The sequence below is a fragment of the Microbacterium sp. SORGH_AS_0888 genome, from assembly GCF_030818905.1.
GTDB lineage: Bacteria > Actinomycetota > Actinomycetes > Actinomycetales > Microbacteriaceae > Microbacterium.
Map to the genome: position 1 here is coordinate 3031540 of NZ_JAUTAZ010000001.1, position 16733 is coordinate 3048272.

A 16733-nucleotide genomic window follows, 5' to 3' on the forward strand; every position below is an offset into this window, starting at 1 on the left:
TGCCCGACGTCCCCCCGCGCCGGGCATCGGTCAGTGCGCCTGCGCGGCGGCCTGCTCGATCCTCGACCGCGACACGCGCTTGCGGAAGATCCAGTACGTCCAGCCCTGGTAGAGCAGCACGAGCGGCAGGAAGATGAGCGCCGCCCACGACATGATCGTCAGGGTGTAGTCGGTGCTGGAGGCGTTCTCGATCGTGAGGCTGAAGGCCGGGTCGGTCGTGGAGGGCATCACGTTCGGGAAGAGCGCCAGCCACAGCGTCAGCACCGCGAACACCACCGTGCCCGCGCCGAAGCCGAACGCCCAGCCCTCGCGGCCGGCGAGGTTCGCGACGACCGATCCGATCAGCAGGACCGCGGCGAGCGCTGCGCACGCGATCACGAGCGCCAGCGCCGGGGCGCTGCCGGATGCGGCGTTCACGACCGTCCAGATGAGGAACGCCGCCGCGACGACCACCGTGAGGATGCCCGAGCGCGTCGCGAGCCGACGGGCGTCCTGGCGCACCTGGCCATCGGTCTTCAGCGCGACGAAGTACACGCCGTGCGTGAAGAACAGCAGCAGCGTCGTGAGCCCGCCGAGCAGCCCGTAGGGGTTGAGCAGGGTCAGCAGCGATCCGGTGAACTCGTGGTTCGCGTCGATCGGAACCCCGTGCACGATGTTCGCGACGGCGACGCCCCAGAGGAAGGCCGGCAGCGCCGAGCCGACCACGATCAGGGTGTCGAAGCCCTTCTTCCACCGCAGCGAGTCGCGCTGGTGGCGGTACTCGAATGAGACGCCGCGGGCGATGAGAGCCAGCAGGATCAGCAGCAGCGCGAGGTAGAAGCCGCTGAACAGCGTGGCGTACCACTCCGGGAACGCGGCGAACAGGCAGGCGCCCGCGACGATGACCCACGTCTCGTTGAGGTCCCAGACCGGGCCGATCGTGTTGATGATCTGGCGGCGGGAGACGTCGTCCTTCCCGAGGAAGGGCAGCGACATGCCGACGCCGAAGTCGAAGCCGTCGAGGACGAAGTAGCCGACGAACAGCACCCCGACGATGAAGAACCAGAGGTATGCGAGATCCATGAGGGGCTCCTAGTACACCGTGGTGGGCACGTTCGCGGCATCCTCGGACGCCGTCTCGGGGTCGGGGAGGGGCTCGGGGCCCTTCTTGGCGGTCTTCAGGATCAGGCCGAACTCGACGACCGCGAGCACGGCGTAGATCGCGGTGAACGCGATGAGCGAGATCAGCACGTTCCAGCCGGGGACCGACGGCGAGACGCCGTCCTCGGTGAGCATCAGCCCGAACACGATCCATGGCTGACGGCCCATCTCGGTGAACACCCAGCCGACCAGGCTCCCGAGCAGCGGCAGCGGCGCCGACCAGATCGCGATCCGCCACGCCCACTGCGGCACCGCGCGCTTCGCGTTCTTGCGCGTCAGCCACAGGCCGACGACCGAGACGAGGGCGGCGAGACCGCCGAAGCCCATCATCCAGCGGAACGACCAGTACGTGACCCAGATCGTGGGTGCGAAGTTGTCTCCGCGGGCGGCGAGCTGCTGGGCGAGCTCCGGCCACCTTTGCGCGTACAGCGCGTTCAGGTCGTTGATGCCCTCGACCGTGCCGTCGAGACTGTGCGTCGACAGGAACGAGAGCAGGTACGGCACACGCAGCGACCAGATCTCGCTGGAGCCGTCCGGCGTCCCGAGCGAGAAGATCGAGAAGGATGCGTTGGCCCCGGTGGCCGTGTTGTAGAGCGCCTCCGCAGCGGCCATCTTCATCGGCTGGGTCTCGACCATCGCGAGGCCCAGCTGGTCGCCCGCGAGGGCGACGCCGGCGAACGCGATCAGCATGGTCCACATCCCGAACCGCAGTGCGGAGCGCATCATGTCGAGGTGCTGGTGGCGCGCGAGGTGCCAGGCCGCGACGGCGATCACGACGGCGGCGGCGAACATGAGCGAGGCGAACATCGTGTGCGGGAACGTCGCCAGCGCCACCTTGTTGGTCAGCACGGCCCAGAAGTCCGTCAGCTCGGCTCGGTGACCGTCCTCGGCCATCGTGTAGCCGACCGGGTTCTGCATGAACGCGTTGGCGGCGAGGATGAAGTAGGCGGACAGGGTGGCACCGATCCACGCCATCCAGATCGTCGCCAGGTGCACGCGCTTCGACAGTCGGTCCCACCCGAAGATCCACAGTCCGATGAACGTCGCCTCGAAGAAGAACGCCAGAAGACCCTCGAACGCGAGCGGTGCGCCGAAGATGTCGCCGACGAACCGCGAGTAGGCGGACCAGTTCATGCCGAACTGGAACTCCTGCACGATGCCGGTCACGACGCCCATGGCGAAGTTGATGAGGAAGATCTTGCCGAACAGCCTCGTCAGCTGCAGCCACGTCGTGTTCCCCGTGCGCACCCAGGCGCTCTGGAAGATCGCGACCACGAGCCCCATCCCGAGGGTGAGCGGAACGAAGAGGAAGTGGTACAACGTCGTGAGGCCGAACTGCCACCGCGCAAGGATGAGCGGATCGAGGAGGTCCATAGCCGTGCCCTTCTCCGCATCGGCCACGCTGCACCGACCCCACGGACGGGACGGCCCGACACGGTTCCTTCAGATTGTCTCAACGTTTGTTCGGCGTTCCGTCGGACCGGCGCCGTGAATAATCGAGATGTCTCGGAGCCGAGACATCTCCGACGCCGTAGTCTCGAAAGATGCGGTTCGGCACGGGTGCGACGCGATGAGCGCGGTGAACGTCGGAATGCCGCGCGCCCGCCTTCCGGAGATCGATCCGTCCGCGTACGAGGCGGCGCCCGGGGCGCCGCTCGTCGACACCTTCGGCCGCGTGCACCGCGATCTGCGCATCTCGCTCACCGACCGCTGCTCGCTGCGGTGCACCTACTGCATGCCCGAGCAGGGCAACGAGTGGCTCGCGCGCGAGAGCATCCTCACGGTCGACGAGATCGAGCGCGTCGCGCGGATCGCCGCCGCGGCGGGCGTGACCACGTTCCGGCTCACCGGCGGCGAGCCGCTGCTGCGCCGCGACGTCGTCGACGTCGTGGCCCGGCTCGCGGCGGTCCGAGGCCCCGACGGGCCGGTGCAGATCGCGATGACGACCAACGGCATCCGGCTCCCCGAGCTGCTGCCGGACCTCGTCGCGGCGGGGCTTTCCCGGGTCAACGTCTCGATCGACACGATCCGCCGCGACCGGTTCGCCGCGCTCACGCGCCGCGATCGCCTGCCCGAGGTCCTCGAGGGCATCGCGGCGGCCGCGGCCTCCGATCTGCGCCCGCTCAAGCTCAACGCCGTCGCGATGCGGGGCGTGAACGACGACGAGCTCGTCGAGCTCGTCGAGTTCGCCGTCTCGCAGGGGGCCCAGTTGCGCTTCATCGAGCAGATGCCCCTCGATGCCGGCCACACGTGGGATCGCGCGCAGATGGTGACGCGCGAGGAGATCCTCGGCGCGCTCTCGGCCCGGTGGGAGCTGACGCCGGTCCCGGGCCGTGGCGGCGCGCCCGCCGAACGTTGGCGACTCGACGGCGGCCCCGACACGGTCGGGGTCATCGCCTCCGTCACCGCCCCCTTCTGCGGCGACTGCGACAGACTGCGGCTGACCGCCGACGGCCAGCTGCGCAACTGCCTGTTCTCGACGACCGAGTTCGACCTCGTGCCGCTGCTGCGGGGCGGCGCGGGCGACGACGACCTCGACGGGATGCTGCGCGCCTGCATCCTGCGCAAGCTCCCGGGACATGCGATCGACGACCCGGGGTTCCTGCAGCCGGCACGCGGCATGAATGCGATCGGAGGCTGACATGGGGCGCATCACCGCTCGACGTCCTGTTGTGCGGATAACCCTCGGGGAGCAGCCTCGGCGTCGCGGCGACGTGCTCGCTGTCGAGGAGCCGCTGGAGATCCGTGTCGCGGGCGAGCCCCTGGCCGTCACCATGCGCACTCCCGGCGCGGATGTCGAGCTCGCAGCCGGATTCCTCGTCTCGGAGGGCGTCGTCGCCGACGGCGCCCAGTTCCTCGGGGCGATCCACTGCGGCGGTCCCGGAACCGGCGGCGCCGAGAACACGTACAACGTGCTCGATGTGACCCTCGCTCCCGGCGTGCGGCTGCCCGAGTCGGCGCTGTCGCGCAACTTCTACACGACGAGCTCCTGCGGCGTCTGCGGCAAGGCCTCGATCGACGCGGTCGAGACGGTGTCCGCGTACGACGTCGCCGCCGACGAGACGACGGTGGCGGCGGCATCCCTCGCGCGCTTGCCCGAGCTGCTCCGGGCGGGGCAGGCCGTGTTCGAGAAGACGGGCGGGCTGCACGCGGCCGCGCTCTTCGACGCCACCACGGGCGAGATGCTCGTGCTGCGCGAGGACGTCGGCCGGCACAACGCCGTCGACAAGGTCGTCGGCTGGGCCGTGCTGAACGACCGACTCCCGTTGGGCGGGACCGTGCTGCAGGTGTCGGGGCGCGCGAGCTTCGAGCTCGTGCAGAAGGCCGTCATGGCCGGCATCCCCATCCTGTCGGCGGTGTCGGCGCCCTCCTCGCTCGCGGTCGAGCTCGCCGCCGCCAGTGGGCTGACGCTCGCCGGCTTCGTGCGCGGGCAGTCGATGAACGTCTACGCGGGCGCAGAGCGGATCACGGTCGAGCCATGATCGAGCGCACGGTCTGATCGACCCATGGTCTGCTCCGAGACAAGGATCTCGTAGGCGTTCACCGTCCTCCGGCGCCGCCGGTCGTGTCCCTGGCGCCGCCCGGGTCTGCAGTCGAGGATCGCGAGCGCCGTCGTGACCAGCGCCTCCCGGTCGCTCTGCGTCTCCTGTCCCCGTCGGGAGTCGGTGATCGCGATCTCCACGCCCGGTGCTCTGACGATCCGCGCGCGGCGGCGACCCCCCGTCATCCACAGCGCCCGTGGGCCCGTGCGCTCAGCCCGCGAGTCGCACCACGCACTGCGTGGGATCGCACGAAGGCGCCATGCCCGCGACCCGCAGCGGCCCACCGGCCTGCGCGAGCACGCCGTCCATGAGCCCGAGGTGCACGTGGCAGAGGACCCGTCGGTCGGCGTCCGTCGCGGTCCCGTGCGGGCACGGCGACAGGTCGACCGTGAGCGCCGACTCGTCGACGAGGGGGTCGAATCCGGCGTCGCCGAGGTCGTCGGTGAGCGCGTCGAGCTGGTGGAGCGCCTCGGTGGGCAGGCCCGCGGCGTGCGCGCCGGGGAGGACGCGGCGCATGAGGTCGCCGCGTCGCGCCGCGTCGCGCGCCTTGCGCTGTGCGATGGGGCTCGCCTCGTCGGGGGACGCGGCGCTGTAGAGCACCCGGGGGCGTCCCCGAACCGTGCGCTTCTCGGTCTCGGCCACGACGTAGCCGCCGTCGATCAGACGCTGCATGTGCTCTCGAACGGTGTTGGCGTGCAGGCCCGTCGCCTCGCACAGCTCGGCGATCGAGCGCTGCGGACGCCCCTGCAGCAGATGCAGCAGTTGCACGCGGGAGTAGCTCGAGATCGCGCTGTAGGCGGCCATGCCCCCATTATCCACGGCCCGGTCGGCGCGCGGCAGGGGAACGGGTCACGGCTTGCCGGCGACCATGAGCTCGCGCAGGCTGTCGTACACGGGACGTGAACGCAGCATCGTCGCCGTGAGCACGGCGGCCGCGGCCCCGACGATCATGGGCAGTGCCAGCATGCTCGCGCCCGTCATCTCGATGATGACGACGATCCCGGTGACCGGCGCGCGCACGACCGCGGCGAACATCGTCGACATCCCCACGACGGCCATCGCGACCGAGAACCCGGTGCCGAGGCTCGGATCGAACGCGCGCGACACCTCCGCGATCGCGGTGCCGCCGAGGGCGCCGAGAGCCAGCAGCGGCGCGAACAGGCCGCCGGGGGTACGAGCCGCATACGAGAGCGGCCCCGCGACGAACCGTACGCCGAGGTACAGGAGCAGGACTGGCAGAGCCACGGCGTGACCGGCCAGCAGCAGCTGCGTCAGCGCGTCGCCGCCGCCCACCATCAGCGGGTCGACGAACAGGGCGCCGCCCACGAGCGCGCCGATGAGCGCGGCGCGGACGGTCACGGGCAGTCGGCGCAGGTGCGCCGCGGACGCGGTCGCCGCGACGACGAGGATGTTGTACCCGGCCCCCAGGACCCCCAGCACGACGCCGAGCGCGGCCATCAGCGGAAGCGTGTGCAGCGGCGCCTCCGGAACGATCGGCAGCCGGAACTCGAGCGCATCGCCGACCAGGAGGTGCGCCGCCGCCATCGCCCCGCCCACCGCCGCGAGCGTCGCCAGGGCGGTTCGCAGCGTGACGGCGCGGGTGATCTCCTCGAAGACGAACACGGCGCCCGCGATCGGGGCGCCGAACGCCACCGCCAGCCCCGCTCCGGCCAGGGCGCTCTGGGCCGTGCGCACATCGGTCACCGGCAGCCGGCCGCCGCGTGCGGCCGTCGCCCCGATGGCGGCCGCCATGTGCACCGTCGGGCCCTCCCGGCCGAGCACGAGTCCGCCGCCGATCGCGAGCAGTCCGCCGGCGAATCGAGCGGGCAGCACGCTGACCGGCGGCGCCTTGACCTGACCGCGCACGACCGCCGCGACATCCTGGATGCCGCTGCCCGCGGCCCGCGGCGAGAGCCGCACGATCGCGGCGGCCAGCGCCGCGCACAGGGCGACCAGCAGGACGGGGACGAACACACCGCCGGGCAGCGTATGGGACCACTCCGCGATCCCGGACCGGACCGCATCCGCCCGCTCGAGCAGCCAGCGGAAGGCGCCGCCGACGAGGCCCGCGAGCACCCCGGCGACCGCGCAGACCACGACCAGCACGAGCAGCGAGCGCCGGGTTCCGCCGAACTCGTCGGGTTGCGGGGGCTCGACCATCACCCGCCACATCGTAAGGGTCGCCGCGGGAAGCGTGCGCATGGTCGCGGCGAGTGTGCATGATGGGTCCCATGACTCAGTCGCGCGTGGGAATCGTCTTCAACCCCAGCAAGATCGAGCGAGAGCCGCTCGAGAAGGCCTGGGCAGAGGTCGGCGGCGACGCCGACACCCACTGGTTCGAGACGACCCCGGAGGACCCGGGACAGGGCATGGCACGGGAAGCGGTCGACGCCGGCTGCGATCTGGTGATCGCGGCGGGCGGCGACGGAACCGTCCGGGCCGTCGCCGAGGTGCTCGCCGGCACGGGCGTCCACCTCGGGATCGTGCCCCAGGGCACCGGGAACCTGCTCGCCCGGAACCTCGGTGTGCCGCTCGGCAACGTCTCCGCGGCGCTGCGGCGGATCGCGGATGCCGAGGCGCGTGCGATCGACGTCGGCTGGGTCGAGACGGACACCGGCGACCGTCAGGCGTTCGTCGTCATGGTCGGCTTCGGCCTGGACGCCCAGATGCTGGCCGAGACCGACGACGACCTCAAGTCCAAGGCCGGATGGCTCGCCTACGTGGAGGCCATGGGGCGCGCTCTGGCGGCCTCCGACGTGCTCGACGTGACGATCGCAATCGACGACGGCGACCCCGTCGCGACGAGCGCGCACACCGTGCTTGTCGGCAACTGCGGCACCCTGCAGGGCGGGATCACGCTGCTGCCGGACGCCGTCCCCGACGACGGCGTGCTCGACACGCTCGTCGTGCGCAGCGACGGCGTGCTGCAGTGGATGGACACGCTGCGCTCGATGGTCTGGGAGAACGGCCTTCTCCGCCTGTTCGACAAGGACCGCAAGGCGGCCAGCACCCAGACGGTCGACCACGCGCAGGCGCGCCGGGTGCGCGTGGAGCTGCCCGAGCCGCGCGCGTTCGAGATCGACGGCGAGGAGGTCGGCGAGGTCGGCGCGTTCACCGCGTCCATCGACGCCGGCGCGCTCGTGGTGCGCTGACCGCATGACGATCCTCGTCGCCGCGGCGGCCGTCGTCCTGCTGAACCTCTACGCGGCGGTGCTGGTCTGGCTGCGCAGCGCGGTCTACGGGGTCCGGCTCTACCGGCCGATGCTCGTGAACATCGGCCTGTCGGCCGTGCCGGTGCTCGCGGCCGTCCTCGCCGTCGCCGGGCTCGCGGTGCTCGGCCCCGTGGTCGCCGTCGCGGCGAACCTGTCGACCGGTCTCTCCGCCGGCATCCTCTGGACCTATCTCGTCGTCGGCACCCTGCTGTGGCTGCTGTTCTTCCCGAACTCGATCTACCTGATCACCGAGCTCAACTTCAGCCATCGGCAGGACGGCGATCCCGTGCCGCTCTGGTACGACATCGTGCAGACGCTGACCCTCACCCTCTCGGGCATCGCGAACGCCGTGCTGAGCCTCGCCGTCATCCAGACCGGCTTCGTGCTCGTCGTGGTCGATCCGACGCCGTGGGTGGTGCCGCCCGCCTCCAGCTGGGCGTTCGCGGCGGTCGTGATCGTGCTCGGCGCCGTCGGCGTCTACCTCGGCCGCTATCTGAGGTTCAACAGCTGGGACGTGCGGCATCCGCGGTCGATGGCGAGCAAGCTCGTCTCACATCTGCGGCAGCGCGGCAAGGCGCTCGAGGCCGGCGGCTTCGTGCTGACCCATGCGCTGCTGATCGCCCTCGTCTACGCGCCACTGTATCTTTTTGGCTTCGTCTCGCTTGGGTGAGTTTTTGGCTTCGTCTCGCTTGGGTGAGTTTTTGGCTTCGTCTCGCTTGGGTGAGTTTTTGGCTTCGTCTCGCTTGGGTGAGTTTTTGGCTTCGTCTCGCTTGGGTGAGTTTTTGGCTTCGTCTCGCTTGGGTGAGTTTTCGGCTTCGTCTCGCTCGGCTGAGTTTTTGGCTTCGCCTCGCTCGGCTGAGTTTTCGGCTTCGTCTCGCTCGGCTGAGCGCTCGGGGGCGCCAGGGCGGTAGCCCGCGCTGTCAAGCCCTCCGCGTGAGCGCGCACCCGCATGGCAGCATCGCGGGTGATCGGCGCACCGTGCGCCGGGGAGGAGTCGGAGATGAGCATCGGAGCGGGCATCGCCCTCATCGTGATCGGCGCGATCCTGGCGTTCGCACTCGACGTCGAACTTTCCTGGGTGGATCTGCACCTGGTCGGATACATCCTGATCGGCGCCGGAGTCGTCGTCGCCCTCCTGGGCATCGTCCTGCTCGCCCGCAAGCGCACGAGCAGCTCGGTCGTGCGCGAGGTCGGCCCGGGCGGTCAGCAGCGGGTGACCGAGCAGTCCACGCGGACCGACGAGGTCTAGCAGGGGGACCGGCCGGAATAGACTGCCGCCATGCAACTCGGGATGATCGGCCTCGGCCGCATGGGTGCCAACATCGTTCGTCGACTCCAGCGCGACGGTCACGACTGCGTCGTCTACGACGTGAACCAGGATGCGGTGAGCGCGCTCGAGAAGGAGGGCTTCACGGGAGCCTCCTCGCTCGAGGACCTCTCGGCGAAGCTGACCGGACCGAGGGTCGTGTGGCTCATGATCCCGGCCGGGCTCACCGGAACGGTCGCCGGGCAGGTCGCGGAGGTCCTGGAGGCGGGCGACGTCATCATCGACGGCGGCAACTCGAACTACCGGGACGACGTGCGCCGCGCCGCCGCCCTGCGCGACAAGGGCATCCACTACGTCGACATCGGCACGAGCGGCGGGGTCTTCGGGCTCGAGCGCGGCTACTGCCTGATGGTCGGCGGACCCGACGAGGCCGTCGCCCTCATCGACCCGATCCTGCGCACGATCGCGCCGGGCGCCGGCGACGTCGAGCGCACCCCGGGTCGTAGCGGCGACTACGCGCCGGAGGAGCTCGGCTACCTGCACTGCGGCCCGAGCGGTGCCGGCCACTTCGTGAAGATGGTCCACAACGGCATCGAGTACGGCATCATGGCGGCGCTCGCCGAGGGCATGAACATCCTCGAGAACGCGGATGCGGGAGTGCGCGAGGCCACGCACTCGGCCGAGGTCGCGCCGCTCGAGGAGCCGGAGTTCTACCAGTTCGACATCGACGTTCCCAAGGTCGCCGAGGTCTGGCGCCGCGGCTCGGTCATCTCGTCCTGGCTGCTGGACCTGACGGCGGCGGCCCTCGCGCAGAACCCGACGCTCGACGGACTGGCGGGGCGCGTGTCCGACTCGGGCGAGGGGCGCTGGACCGTCAAGGCGGCGGTGGACGTGGGCGTCCCGGCGCCGGTGCTGGCGGCATCCCTGTTCGAGCGGTTCGCCTCCCGCGGCGAGGACCACTACGCGAACCAGCTGCTCTCGGCGATGCGTCTGCAGTTCGGCGGTCACCAGGAGCTGCCGTCCGGAGATCGGCTGGAGGCCGGCGCCGCCCACTCCGACGCGACCTCCTAGGTCCGCGGGTGCTCAGCGACGCCGACATCCTGCGGCTGCTGCCGAAGGCCGAGCTGCACTGCCACCTCGTGGCGACGATGCGGCTCACGACGCTGCGTGAGCTGGCCCACCGCTACGGCGTCCGCCTGCGTACCGACGATCTCGAGGAACTGCTCGACTACCGCGGGCTTCCCGACTTCCTCGACGTCTTCCAGGTCGCGCAGGAGGTCCTGCGCGATCCGGCCGACATCGCCCGGGTCGCGTACGAAGGCGTCGTGGACGCGGTGCGCGCCGGCAATCTGCGTTATCGCGAGTACTTCGTCAACCCCGACAACTTCGCGGCCCTCGGCGTCGACTACCCGAGCCTCGTCGATGCGCTCGTCGACGGACTCGGGCGCGCGGAGCGGGAGCTCGGCGTCGGCTATCGGATCATCGCGGCCATCAACCGGTCGCTGGGCCCGGAGGCGGCGGTCGCCATGGTCCAGACGGTGATCGCCCACCCGCATCCGGCCGTGGTCGGCATCGGACAGGACTACCTGACGCCCGAGCTCGACGAGGATCCGCTCCGTTTCGCTGCGGCCTACGCGCTCGCCGAGCGGCACGGTCTGCGCCGCAGCGCCCACGTCGGCGAGACGATGGCGGCGAGCCCGCAGAACGTGCGCGATGCGATCGAGACCCTCCACGTCGACCGTGTCGACCACGGCTACCGCGTCGTCGACGATGCCGAGGTGCTGGCGTTCGCGCGTTCCTCCGGCGTCGCCTTCACCTGCACCCCGCATTCCACGTACGAGCTGTCGCACTGGGAGCTCGAGCCGGGGCATCGCATCGCCCGGATGATCCGCGAGGGTCTCCTCGTGACGATCGCGACCGACGACGCCGTGCTGTTCAAGACGGACGTCGGGCGCGAATACACCGTGGCGCTGACCGCGATGGGAGTCGGGCTGGCGGACGCGGTGCGCCTGGCGCGCGCGGGTTTCGAGGCGGCGTGGTGCGACGACGAGGAGAAGCGGCGGCGGCTCGCCGATTTCGACGGTCTCGTCGCTGCGCTGGCGGGAGCCCGGGACCTTCCATAACGACCATGAACGATATATCGTTAGGTATCGTTCACGGATCGGGAGGTCATCATGAGTGGAACGTTCGGCGGGGGATTCGGCGGCGGCTCGCGGGGGTTCGGGGGATTCGCCGACGGCTTGGGCGGCATCCCCGGTGCCGACGGGCTGCGTGAGGCGTTCGACCAGCTGCGCACGGCGTTCGACAAGCGTGTCGGACCCCGTATGGGGCGCGGCGACGTGCGGGCCGCGGTCCTCGCGCTCCTGCTCGAGCAGCCGATGCACGGCTACCAGATCATCCGCGAGATCGAGGACCGTTCCGGCGGCGTGTGGAAGCCGAGCGCCGGGTCCGTCTACCCGACGTTGCAGCTCCTCTCCGACGAGGGCATGATCGAGGCCTCGGAGTCGAACGGTCGCAAGACCTACTCCCTGACCGAGGTCGGCCGTGCCGAGGCGGAGGCGGCCGCCGACAAGCAGGCGCCGTGGGAGAGCTCGGGGCTGCGCGACAGCGGCCGCGTCACGGCGTTGCCGAAGGCGGGCATGGAGCTCGCACAGGTCGCCGCGCAGGTTGCGCGCACCGGCAGCTCGGAGCAGGTCGTGAAGGCCGTCGACGTGCTCGACGAGGCGCGGCGCAAGCTGTACGGCATCCTCGCGCAGGACTGAGAGCGAGTGGCCCCGCAGACGGCTCGTTCGCGTCGCATCCTGAGGTTCGCCGCCCGCGCGCTCGTCTCGGTGTGGTGGTTCGAGCTGGCGCTGCCGCGTCTCGGCTTCGCCCGGTTCGCCGCGCAGGGTCGGGAGGCGCGGATGCGTCGCCTCGCCCGGCGGTTCCACGCGCTCGCGGTCGAGCTCGGCGGTCTCATGATCAAGGTCGGCCAGTTCATGTCGTCACGACTGGATGTGCTGCCGCCGGAGATCACCGAAGAGCTGTCGGGACTGCAGGACGAGGTGCCCCCGGTCGCCTTCGCCGAGGTCCGCGCGCTCGCCGAGGCGGAGCTCGGGATGCCGTTGGCGCGCGCCTACGAGCGGTTCGAGGAGTCGCCGCTGGCGGCCGCATCCCTCGGCCAAGCGCACCGTGCGCGGCTGGCTCCCGGACTCGCGGCGGACGCCGGCTTCGCCGATGTGGTCGTCAAGGTCCAACGTCCCGGCATCGAGCAGATCATCGAGGTGGACCTCGCGGCGCTTCGCCGGGTGGCGGGCTGGCTGATGCGGGTGCGCGTCGTCTCCCAGCGCGTCGATGCGCCCGCGCTCGTCGAGGAGTTCGCTCAGACGAGCCTTGCGGAGATCGACTATCTGCACGAGGCCGCGAACGCCGAACGCTTCGCGGCGGACTTCGCGGAGGACGACCGCGTGAGCGTCCCCGCCATCGCGTGGGAGCGCACGACTCGGCGGGTGCTGACGCTGCAGGACGTGACCGCCCTCAAGATCTCGGATGTCGCGTCGCTGCGCGAGGCGGGGATCGACCCCTCTGCCGTGGCGACGGTCTTCGCCGCCGTCATGTTCGACCAGCTCTTCACGCACGGGTTTTTCCACGCGGATCCCCATCCCGGCAATGTCTTCGTGACGCCCCTGCCGCAGGGCGCGTGGCGGCTGACGTTCATCGACTTCGGCATGATGGGCGAGATCTCGCCCTCGGTGCGCGATGGGCTGCGCACGGTGCTGATCGCGGTCGCGTCCCGCGACGGCTCGGCGTTGATCGCCGGCATCCAGGACATCGGCGTGCTGCTCCCGTCGGCGGACACGCGTGAGCTCGAACGCGCCATGACGGCGCTGTTCGCGCGGTTCGGCGGGATGGGGTTCGCGCAGTTGCGTGACGTGGACCCGCGCGAGATGCGCGTGTTCGCGGACGAGTTCGGCGAGGTGATGCGCTCGCTGCCGTTCCAGCTGCCGGAGAACTTCCTGCTCGTCATCCGGGCGGCCTCGATGACCTCCGGCGTGTGCAGCACGCTGGATCCCGACTACAACGTCTGGGACTCCGTGGAGCCCTATGCCGCGCGGCTGCTGCGGGACCAGGGCAGCGGCGTCGTCCGAGATCTCGCGCAGCAGGGCGTTCTCACGGCCTCCGCGCTCTGGCGGCTTCCGCGGCGGCTGGACACCGTCATCACCCGGGTCGAGGACGGACGGCTCCAGGTCGACCTGTCGCGGCTGGACGATCGGCTCGGGCGCCTGGAGCGGCTGGCGCAGCGGATCCTCGGCGGCGTCCTGTTCACCGCGTTCCTGCTGGCCGCCGTGCTGCTGCGCGCCAGCGATCCCGTCTTCTCCGGGGTCATGTTCGTCGTGTCGGCCGCGCCGCTGTTGTACGCCCTGTTCGGCGCGCGTCGCCGACGGCCGTGACGGGCATCAGCGCCGAGTCATCCGAGTTCTGCGCCGGGCCCGTTGCGGCTGGATCGGCACCGGGCGCGTGACCACGGCGTCGACGGTCATCGACCCGTCGACCGGGCCGATGACCGGGATCGGAGTGGTCTCGGCCGTGACGGCGTCGGTCGGGCCGAGCGGCTGCCGGGCGAGCGCGCGATGCGCGTGCAGGTACGCGGGGACGAGCACCGCGACGGCGCCGAGCCACGCCAGCGGGTTGCTCCAGGCGACGCCGACGAACCCGAGGGCTGCGCCCAGGATCACGGCCGCGCCCAGCCGCATCCCGAGCTCGATGAGCCCGGTCACGGTCGGGATCATGGCGTGGCCGAGTCCCTGCAGCGCTCCGCGTGTGACGAACAGCACGCCCAGGAGCGCGTAGGTCGCGCCGTTGATCACGAGCATGACGTGCGCGAGGTCGACGACGTCGCCCGAGGCGTCGCCGACGAACAGCCGCACGATGCTCGCTCCGAAGACCACCAGCACGATGCCGAGCGCGACCGAGCCGATGAGGGCCATGACGCTCGCCTGCGCGACGCCCCGTCGGATGCGGTCGGGTCGGCCGCCGCCGTGGTTCTGGGCGACGAACATCGAGACGGCGAGGCCGAGCGACTGGAGCAGCGCGACGGCGAGCCCGTCGACGCGGGAGGCCGCCGTGTATGCCGCGACCGCATCCGCTCCGAGCGCGTTCAGTCGCACCTGGACGGCCAGCGCGCCGATCGCGATGATCGAGGCCTGGAACCCCATCGGGAGGCCGAGGCGCAGGTGCAGGGCGAGGTCGTTCCGACCGATGCGCCAGTCGCTGCGGCGCAGGTGGAGCACGGGGATCCGGCGCCGCACGTGCGCGAGGCAGAGGGCGACCGACACCGCCTGCGAGACCACGGTGGCGAGCGCCGCCCCGGCGACGCCGAGTCCGAGCGGTCCGACGAAGAGGACGACCAGCCCGGCGTTGAGCACGCAGGCCAGCGTCAGGTACACGAGCGGCGTGCGGGAGTCGCCGATCGCGCGGATGATCGCCGAGAGGTAGTTGAAGAACATGGTCGCGCCCGCCCCGAGGAAGCTCACCTGCGCGAACGTCGTCGCCTGGGGGAGCAGGGCGGCCGGGGTCTGCAGCAGCTCGAGGATGCGGCCGGCGATGAGCGGCGCGACGAGCGTGAGCAGGATGCTCGTGACCCCCGTGAGCACCGTGCCCGTCGCGACCGAGCGACGCACGGCGGCGTGGTCGCCGGCGCCGAAGGCCTGCGCGGTCGGGATCGCGAAGCCGGTTGTGAGGCCCCAGGCGAAACCGATGAGCAGGAACAGCATGCTCCCCGTCGCGCCGACCGCGGCGAGGGCATCGACTCCCAGCTCACGACCGACGACGATCGCGTCGACGAACTGGTAGAGCTGCTGCACGACGTTGCCGATGAGCAGGGGGACGGAGAACGCGAGGATGACGCGCCACGGGCTGCCCGTGGTCAGGATTCTGGACATACGAAACTCAAGGGTCGAAAGAGAGCGGTCGAAACCGAGGGGTGATCGGGGCGGCCGACCAGGAGCGCGGGCGACGGCGCGCCGAGCAGGGCTGTGAGGACCGTCCTCCCAGTGTATCGAATCGATTCGAGCTGCGCGACGATGTCGAACACGGGGTCCGGCGGTCGGTGCGGGGCCCGGCCACACGGCGGCCTGAGGCGAGTGCGCCTACGCGCCCCGTCGCTCGGGCCCGATGTGGGGGCTAGAAGGGTGGTGGATCCGATGTCGCGTCGGCTCCGGCGTGTATGAGAGCGTCCGAGACCTTCGGCGGATGCGGATCGTCCGTCACGCCGTCGTCGCGGAACGTCGGGAAGCGCCGCTGCGGCTCGACGAGGTACATCCGCCCCGTCGGCGACGTCCACTCGATCACTCCGCCCTCGAGCTGCCGGATCTTCCAGGCCCCGTGGTGCTTCAGTGTGTGGTGTCCCTGGCAGAGCGCTGTCAGATTGTCGACCGAGGTCGAGCCGCCGTGCTCCCAGGCGATGTTGTGATCGATCTGGCACCGGCTTGCGGGCATGTGGCATCCGGGCGCCATGCATCGGCCGGCTCGCCACTTCACGAACCGCGCCATGTCGGCGGGCGGGCGGTACTGCACGCGGCCCACGGAGAGGGCTACGCCGGTCTCGGGATGGGTGAGCACCCGCATCCACCCCTTCGCCGCGCCGCACAGCTCACGGGCCCGTGCGATCGGGATCGGCCCGATGCCTTCGACCGTCGCTGGTGCGGAGCCTGCGCGGCCCTCGTCCAGGAGCGAGAGGGCCGGTACCGTGACGGACACCGTCGCCTGCACGCCGCGCGCGTCGGCGGGGTGCAGGCGGGTGTCTCCCTCGATCAGCAGGTCGCAGGCCACATCGGCACGCAGCTGATCGATCGTGCGGGTCTCCTCGTCGTCTCCGGCCCGCAGGGAGGAGGCCATGGCTGTCAGGCGGCTCTGGATCGCCAGGACCTCGACGTGCGGGCCGTAGAGGTGGAACCAGGCCATGCCGTCGGCGGCGGCTTCGATCGAGGTCAGGCGATGCGCTACCGCCTCCGTGTGCCGGGTCTCGAGCGTGGCGGCCCGCAGGGTGTTGCTGAGCGCGGAAAGCGCGCGTCGAAACGTGCCGACCGGCTGCCGCTCGGCAAGGGCGAGGCCCTCTTCGAGAAGACGCCCCGAGTGCTCCGGCTCGATCTCTTCGAGCGCGTCGATCAGCAGGTCGGCGTGACGTTCCGTGATGCGGGAGGTGCTCAGCGCGGTGAGCACCTCCGGAAAGTGATCGCACAGGGCGACGGACCGACGCAGCAGGTCTCCTGCGACGTACTCGGTGACGCGCAGGGCGGCAGCCAGTTCCAGGCGCAGCGAGCGCAGGAGCACGGCGGGCGCCGCCTCGCCGAATCCGCCGGCGCCCGCGAAGGCGTCGCGGCACATCGCGGCGATCCACATCGCCCGCTCGGCCAGGAACACGCCCATCAGGGTGCTGATCTCCTGCACGCGGTCGAGGGGCTCGGGGCACAGCATCGCATCGAGCTCGAACGGATAGGACTCGTCATCCCACGGCACGCGGTCAGCGACCGGTGTCGTCTGCGTGTCGTGTGTCGAGGGGGAGACCATGCTTCATTATAGAACAAAGATTCG

The 16733-nt window shown here is 70.7% G+C and carries 16 protein-coding genes; 9 read left to right on the plus strand and 7 right to left on the minus strand.

The window, feature by feature from the left end:
• Nucleotides 1-30 precede the first annotated feature (30 nt).
• The gene (gene cydB, locus QE381_RS14755; RefSeq protein ID WP_307219358.1) at nt 31-1062 is read right to left on the minus strand and encodes a cytochrome d ubiquinol oxidase subunit II; all 1032 of its coding nucleotides are present in this window, start codon (nt 1060-1062) and stop codon (nt 31-33) included.
• Between the two features lie 9 nt (nt 1063-1071).
• Nucleotides 1072-2514, minus strand: a complete 1443-nt coding sequence (locus QE381_RS14760; protein WP_307219359.1) for a cytochrome ubiquinol oxidase subunit I — start codon at nt 2512-2514, stop codon at nt 1072-1074.
• A 196-nt stretch (nt 2515-2710) separates the two neighbouring features.
• Between QE381_RS14760 and moaA the strand changes: the two genes are divergently transcribed.
• Together moaA and fdhD are read left to right on the plus strand one after the other, a co-directional pair.
• Complete coding sequence (gene moaA, locus QE381_RS14765) at nt 2711-3781, plus strand: GTP 3',8-cyclase MoaA (protein ID WP_373426957.1); 1071 nt, start codon at nt 2711-2713, stop codon at nt 3779-3781.
• Between the two features lies 1 nt (nt 3782).
• The gene (gene fdhD, locus QE381_RS14770; protein ID WP_307219360.1) at nt 3783-4622 is read left to right on the plus strand and encodes a formate dehydrogenase accessory sulfurtransferase FdhD; all 840 of its coding nucleotides are present in this window, start codon (nt 3783-3785) and stop codon (nt 4620-4622) included.
• Here the strand turns inward: fdhD and QE381_RS14775 are convergent.
• The 3 genes from QE381_RS14775 to QE381_RS14785 form a co-directional block, all read right to left on the minus strand.
• Nucleotides 4586-4822, minus strand: coding sequence for a hypothetical protein (locus tag QE381_RS14775; protein WP_307219361.1), 237 nt, complete (start codon nt 4820-4822; stop codon nt 4586-4588). The genes fdhD and QE381_RS14775 overlap by 37 nt on opposite strands.
• Before the next feature lie 70 nt (nt 4823-4892).
• Nucleotides 4893-5486 carry a winged helix-turn-helix transcriptional regulator gene (locus QE381_RS14780; protein WP_307219363.1) on the minus strand — a complete coding sequence of 198 codons (594 nt, stop codon included), beginning with the start codon at nt 5484-5486 and terminating at the stop codon, nt 4893-4895.
• A 45-nt stretch (nt 5487-5531) separates the two neighbouring features.
• A complete protein-coding gene (locus tag QE381_RS14785; RefSeq protein ID WP_307219365.1) occupies nt 5532-6884 on the minus strand; it encodes a chloride channel protein in 1353 nt (450 codons plus the stop codon).
• Nucleotides 6885-6913: 29 nt separating this feature from the next.
• On the opposite strand from QE381_RS14785, the gene QE381_RS14790 reads away from it, so the two are divergent.
• From QE381_RS14790 to QE381_RS14820, 7 genes are all read left to right on the plus strand, one after another.
• Complete coding sequence (locus tag QE381_RS14790) at nt 6914-7834, plus strand: diacylglycerol kinase family protein (RefSeq protein ID WP_307219367.1); 921 nt, start codon at nt 6914-6916, stop codon at nt 7832-7834.
• 4 nt (nt 7835-7838) lie between these two features.
• Nucleotides 7839-8564, plus strand: a complete 726-nt coding sequence (locus QE381_RS14795) for a DUF1361 domain-containing protein (protein WP_307219369.1) — start codon at nt 7839-7841, stop codon at nt 8562-8564.
• A gap of 330 nt (nt 8565-8894) precedes the next feature.
• Entirely contained in the window at nt 8895-9143 is a 249-nt protein-coding gene (locus QE381_RS14800; protein WP_307219371.1) for a DUF6458 family protein, read from the plus strand.
• Between the two features lie 30 nt (nt 9144-9173).
• Nucleotides 9174-10232 carry a phosphogluconate dehydrogenase (NAD(+)-dependent, decarboxylating) gene (gnd, locus tag QE381_RS14805; RefSeq protein ID WP_307219373.1) on the plus strand — a complete coding sequence of 353 codons (1059 nt, stop codon included), beginning with the start codon at nt 9174-9176 and terminating at the stop codon, nt 10230-10232.
• 8 nt (nt 10233-10240) lie between these two features.
• Nucleotides 10241-11284, plus strand: a complete 1044-nt coding sequence (gene add / locus QE381_RS14810) for an adenosine deaminase (RefSeq protein WP_307219375.1) — start codon at nt 10241-10243, stop codon at nt 11282-11284.
• Nucleotides 11285-11335: 51 nt separating this feature from the next.
• Nucleotides 11336-11923, plus strand: coding sequence for a PadR family transcriptional regulator (locus QE381_RS14815; protein ID WP_307219377.1), 588 nt, complete (start codon nt 11336-11338; stop codon nt 11921-11923).
• A gap of 6 nt (nt 11924-11929) precedes the next feature.
• Complete coding sequence (locus tag QE381_RS14820) at nt 11930-13591, plus strand: AarF/ABC1/UbiB kinase family protein (RefSeq protein ID WP_307219379.1); 1662 nt, start codon at nt 11930-11932, stop codon at nt 13589-13591.
• A 6-nt stretch (nt 13592-13597) separates the two neighbouring features.
• Here QE381_RS14820 and QE381_RS14825 read toward each other — a convergent pair whose 3' ends face one another.
• Entirely contained in the window at nt 13598-15082 is a 1485-nt protein-coding gene (locus QE381_RS14825; RefSeq protein ID WP_307219381.1) for an MATE family efflux transporter, read from the minus strand.
• Nucleotides 15083-15323: 241 nt separating this feature from the next.
• Nucleotides 15324-16709, minus strand: coding sequence for an HNH endonuclease signature motif containing protein (locus QE381_RS14830; RefSeq protein WP_307219382.1), 1386 nt, complete (start codon nt 16707-16709; stop codon nt 15324-15326).
• Nucleotides 16710-16733 lie beyond the last annotated feature (24 nt).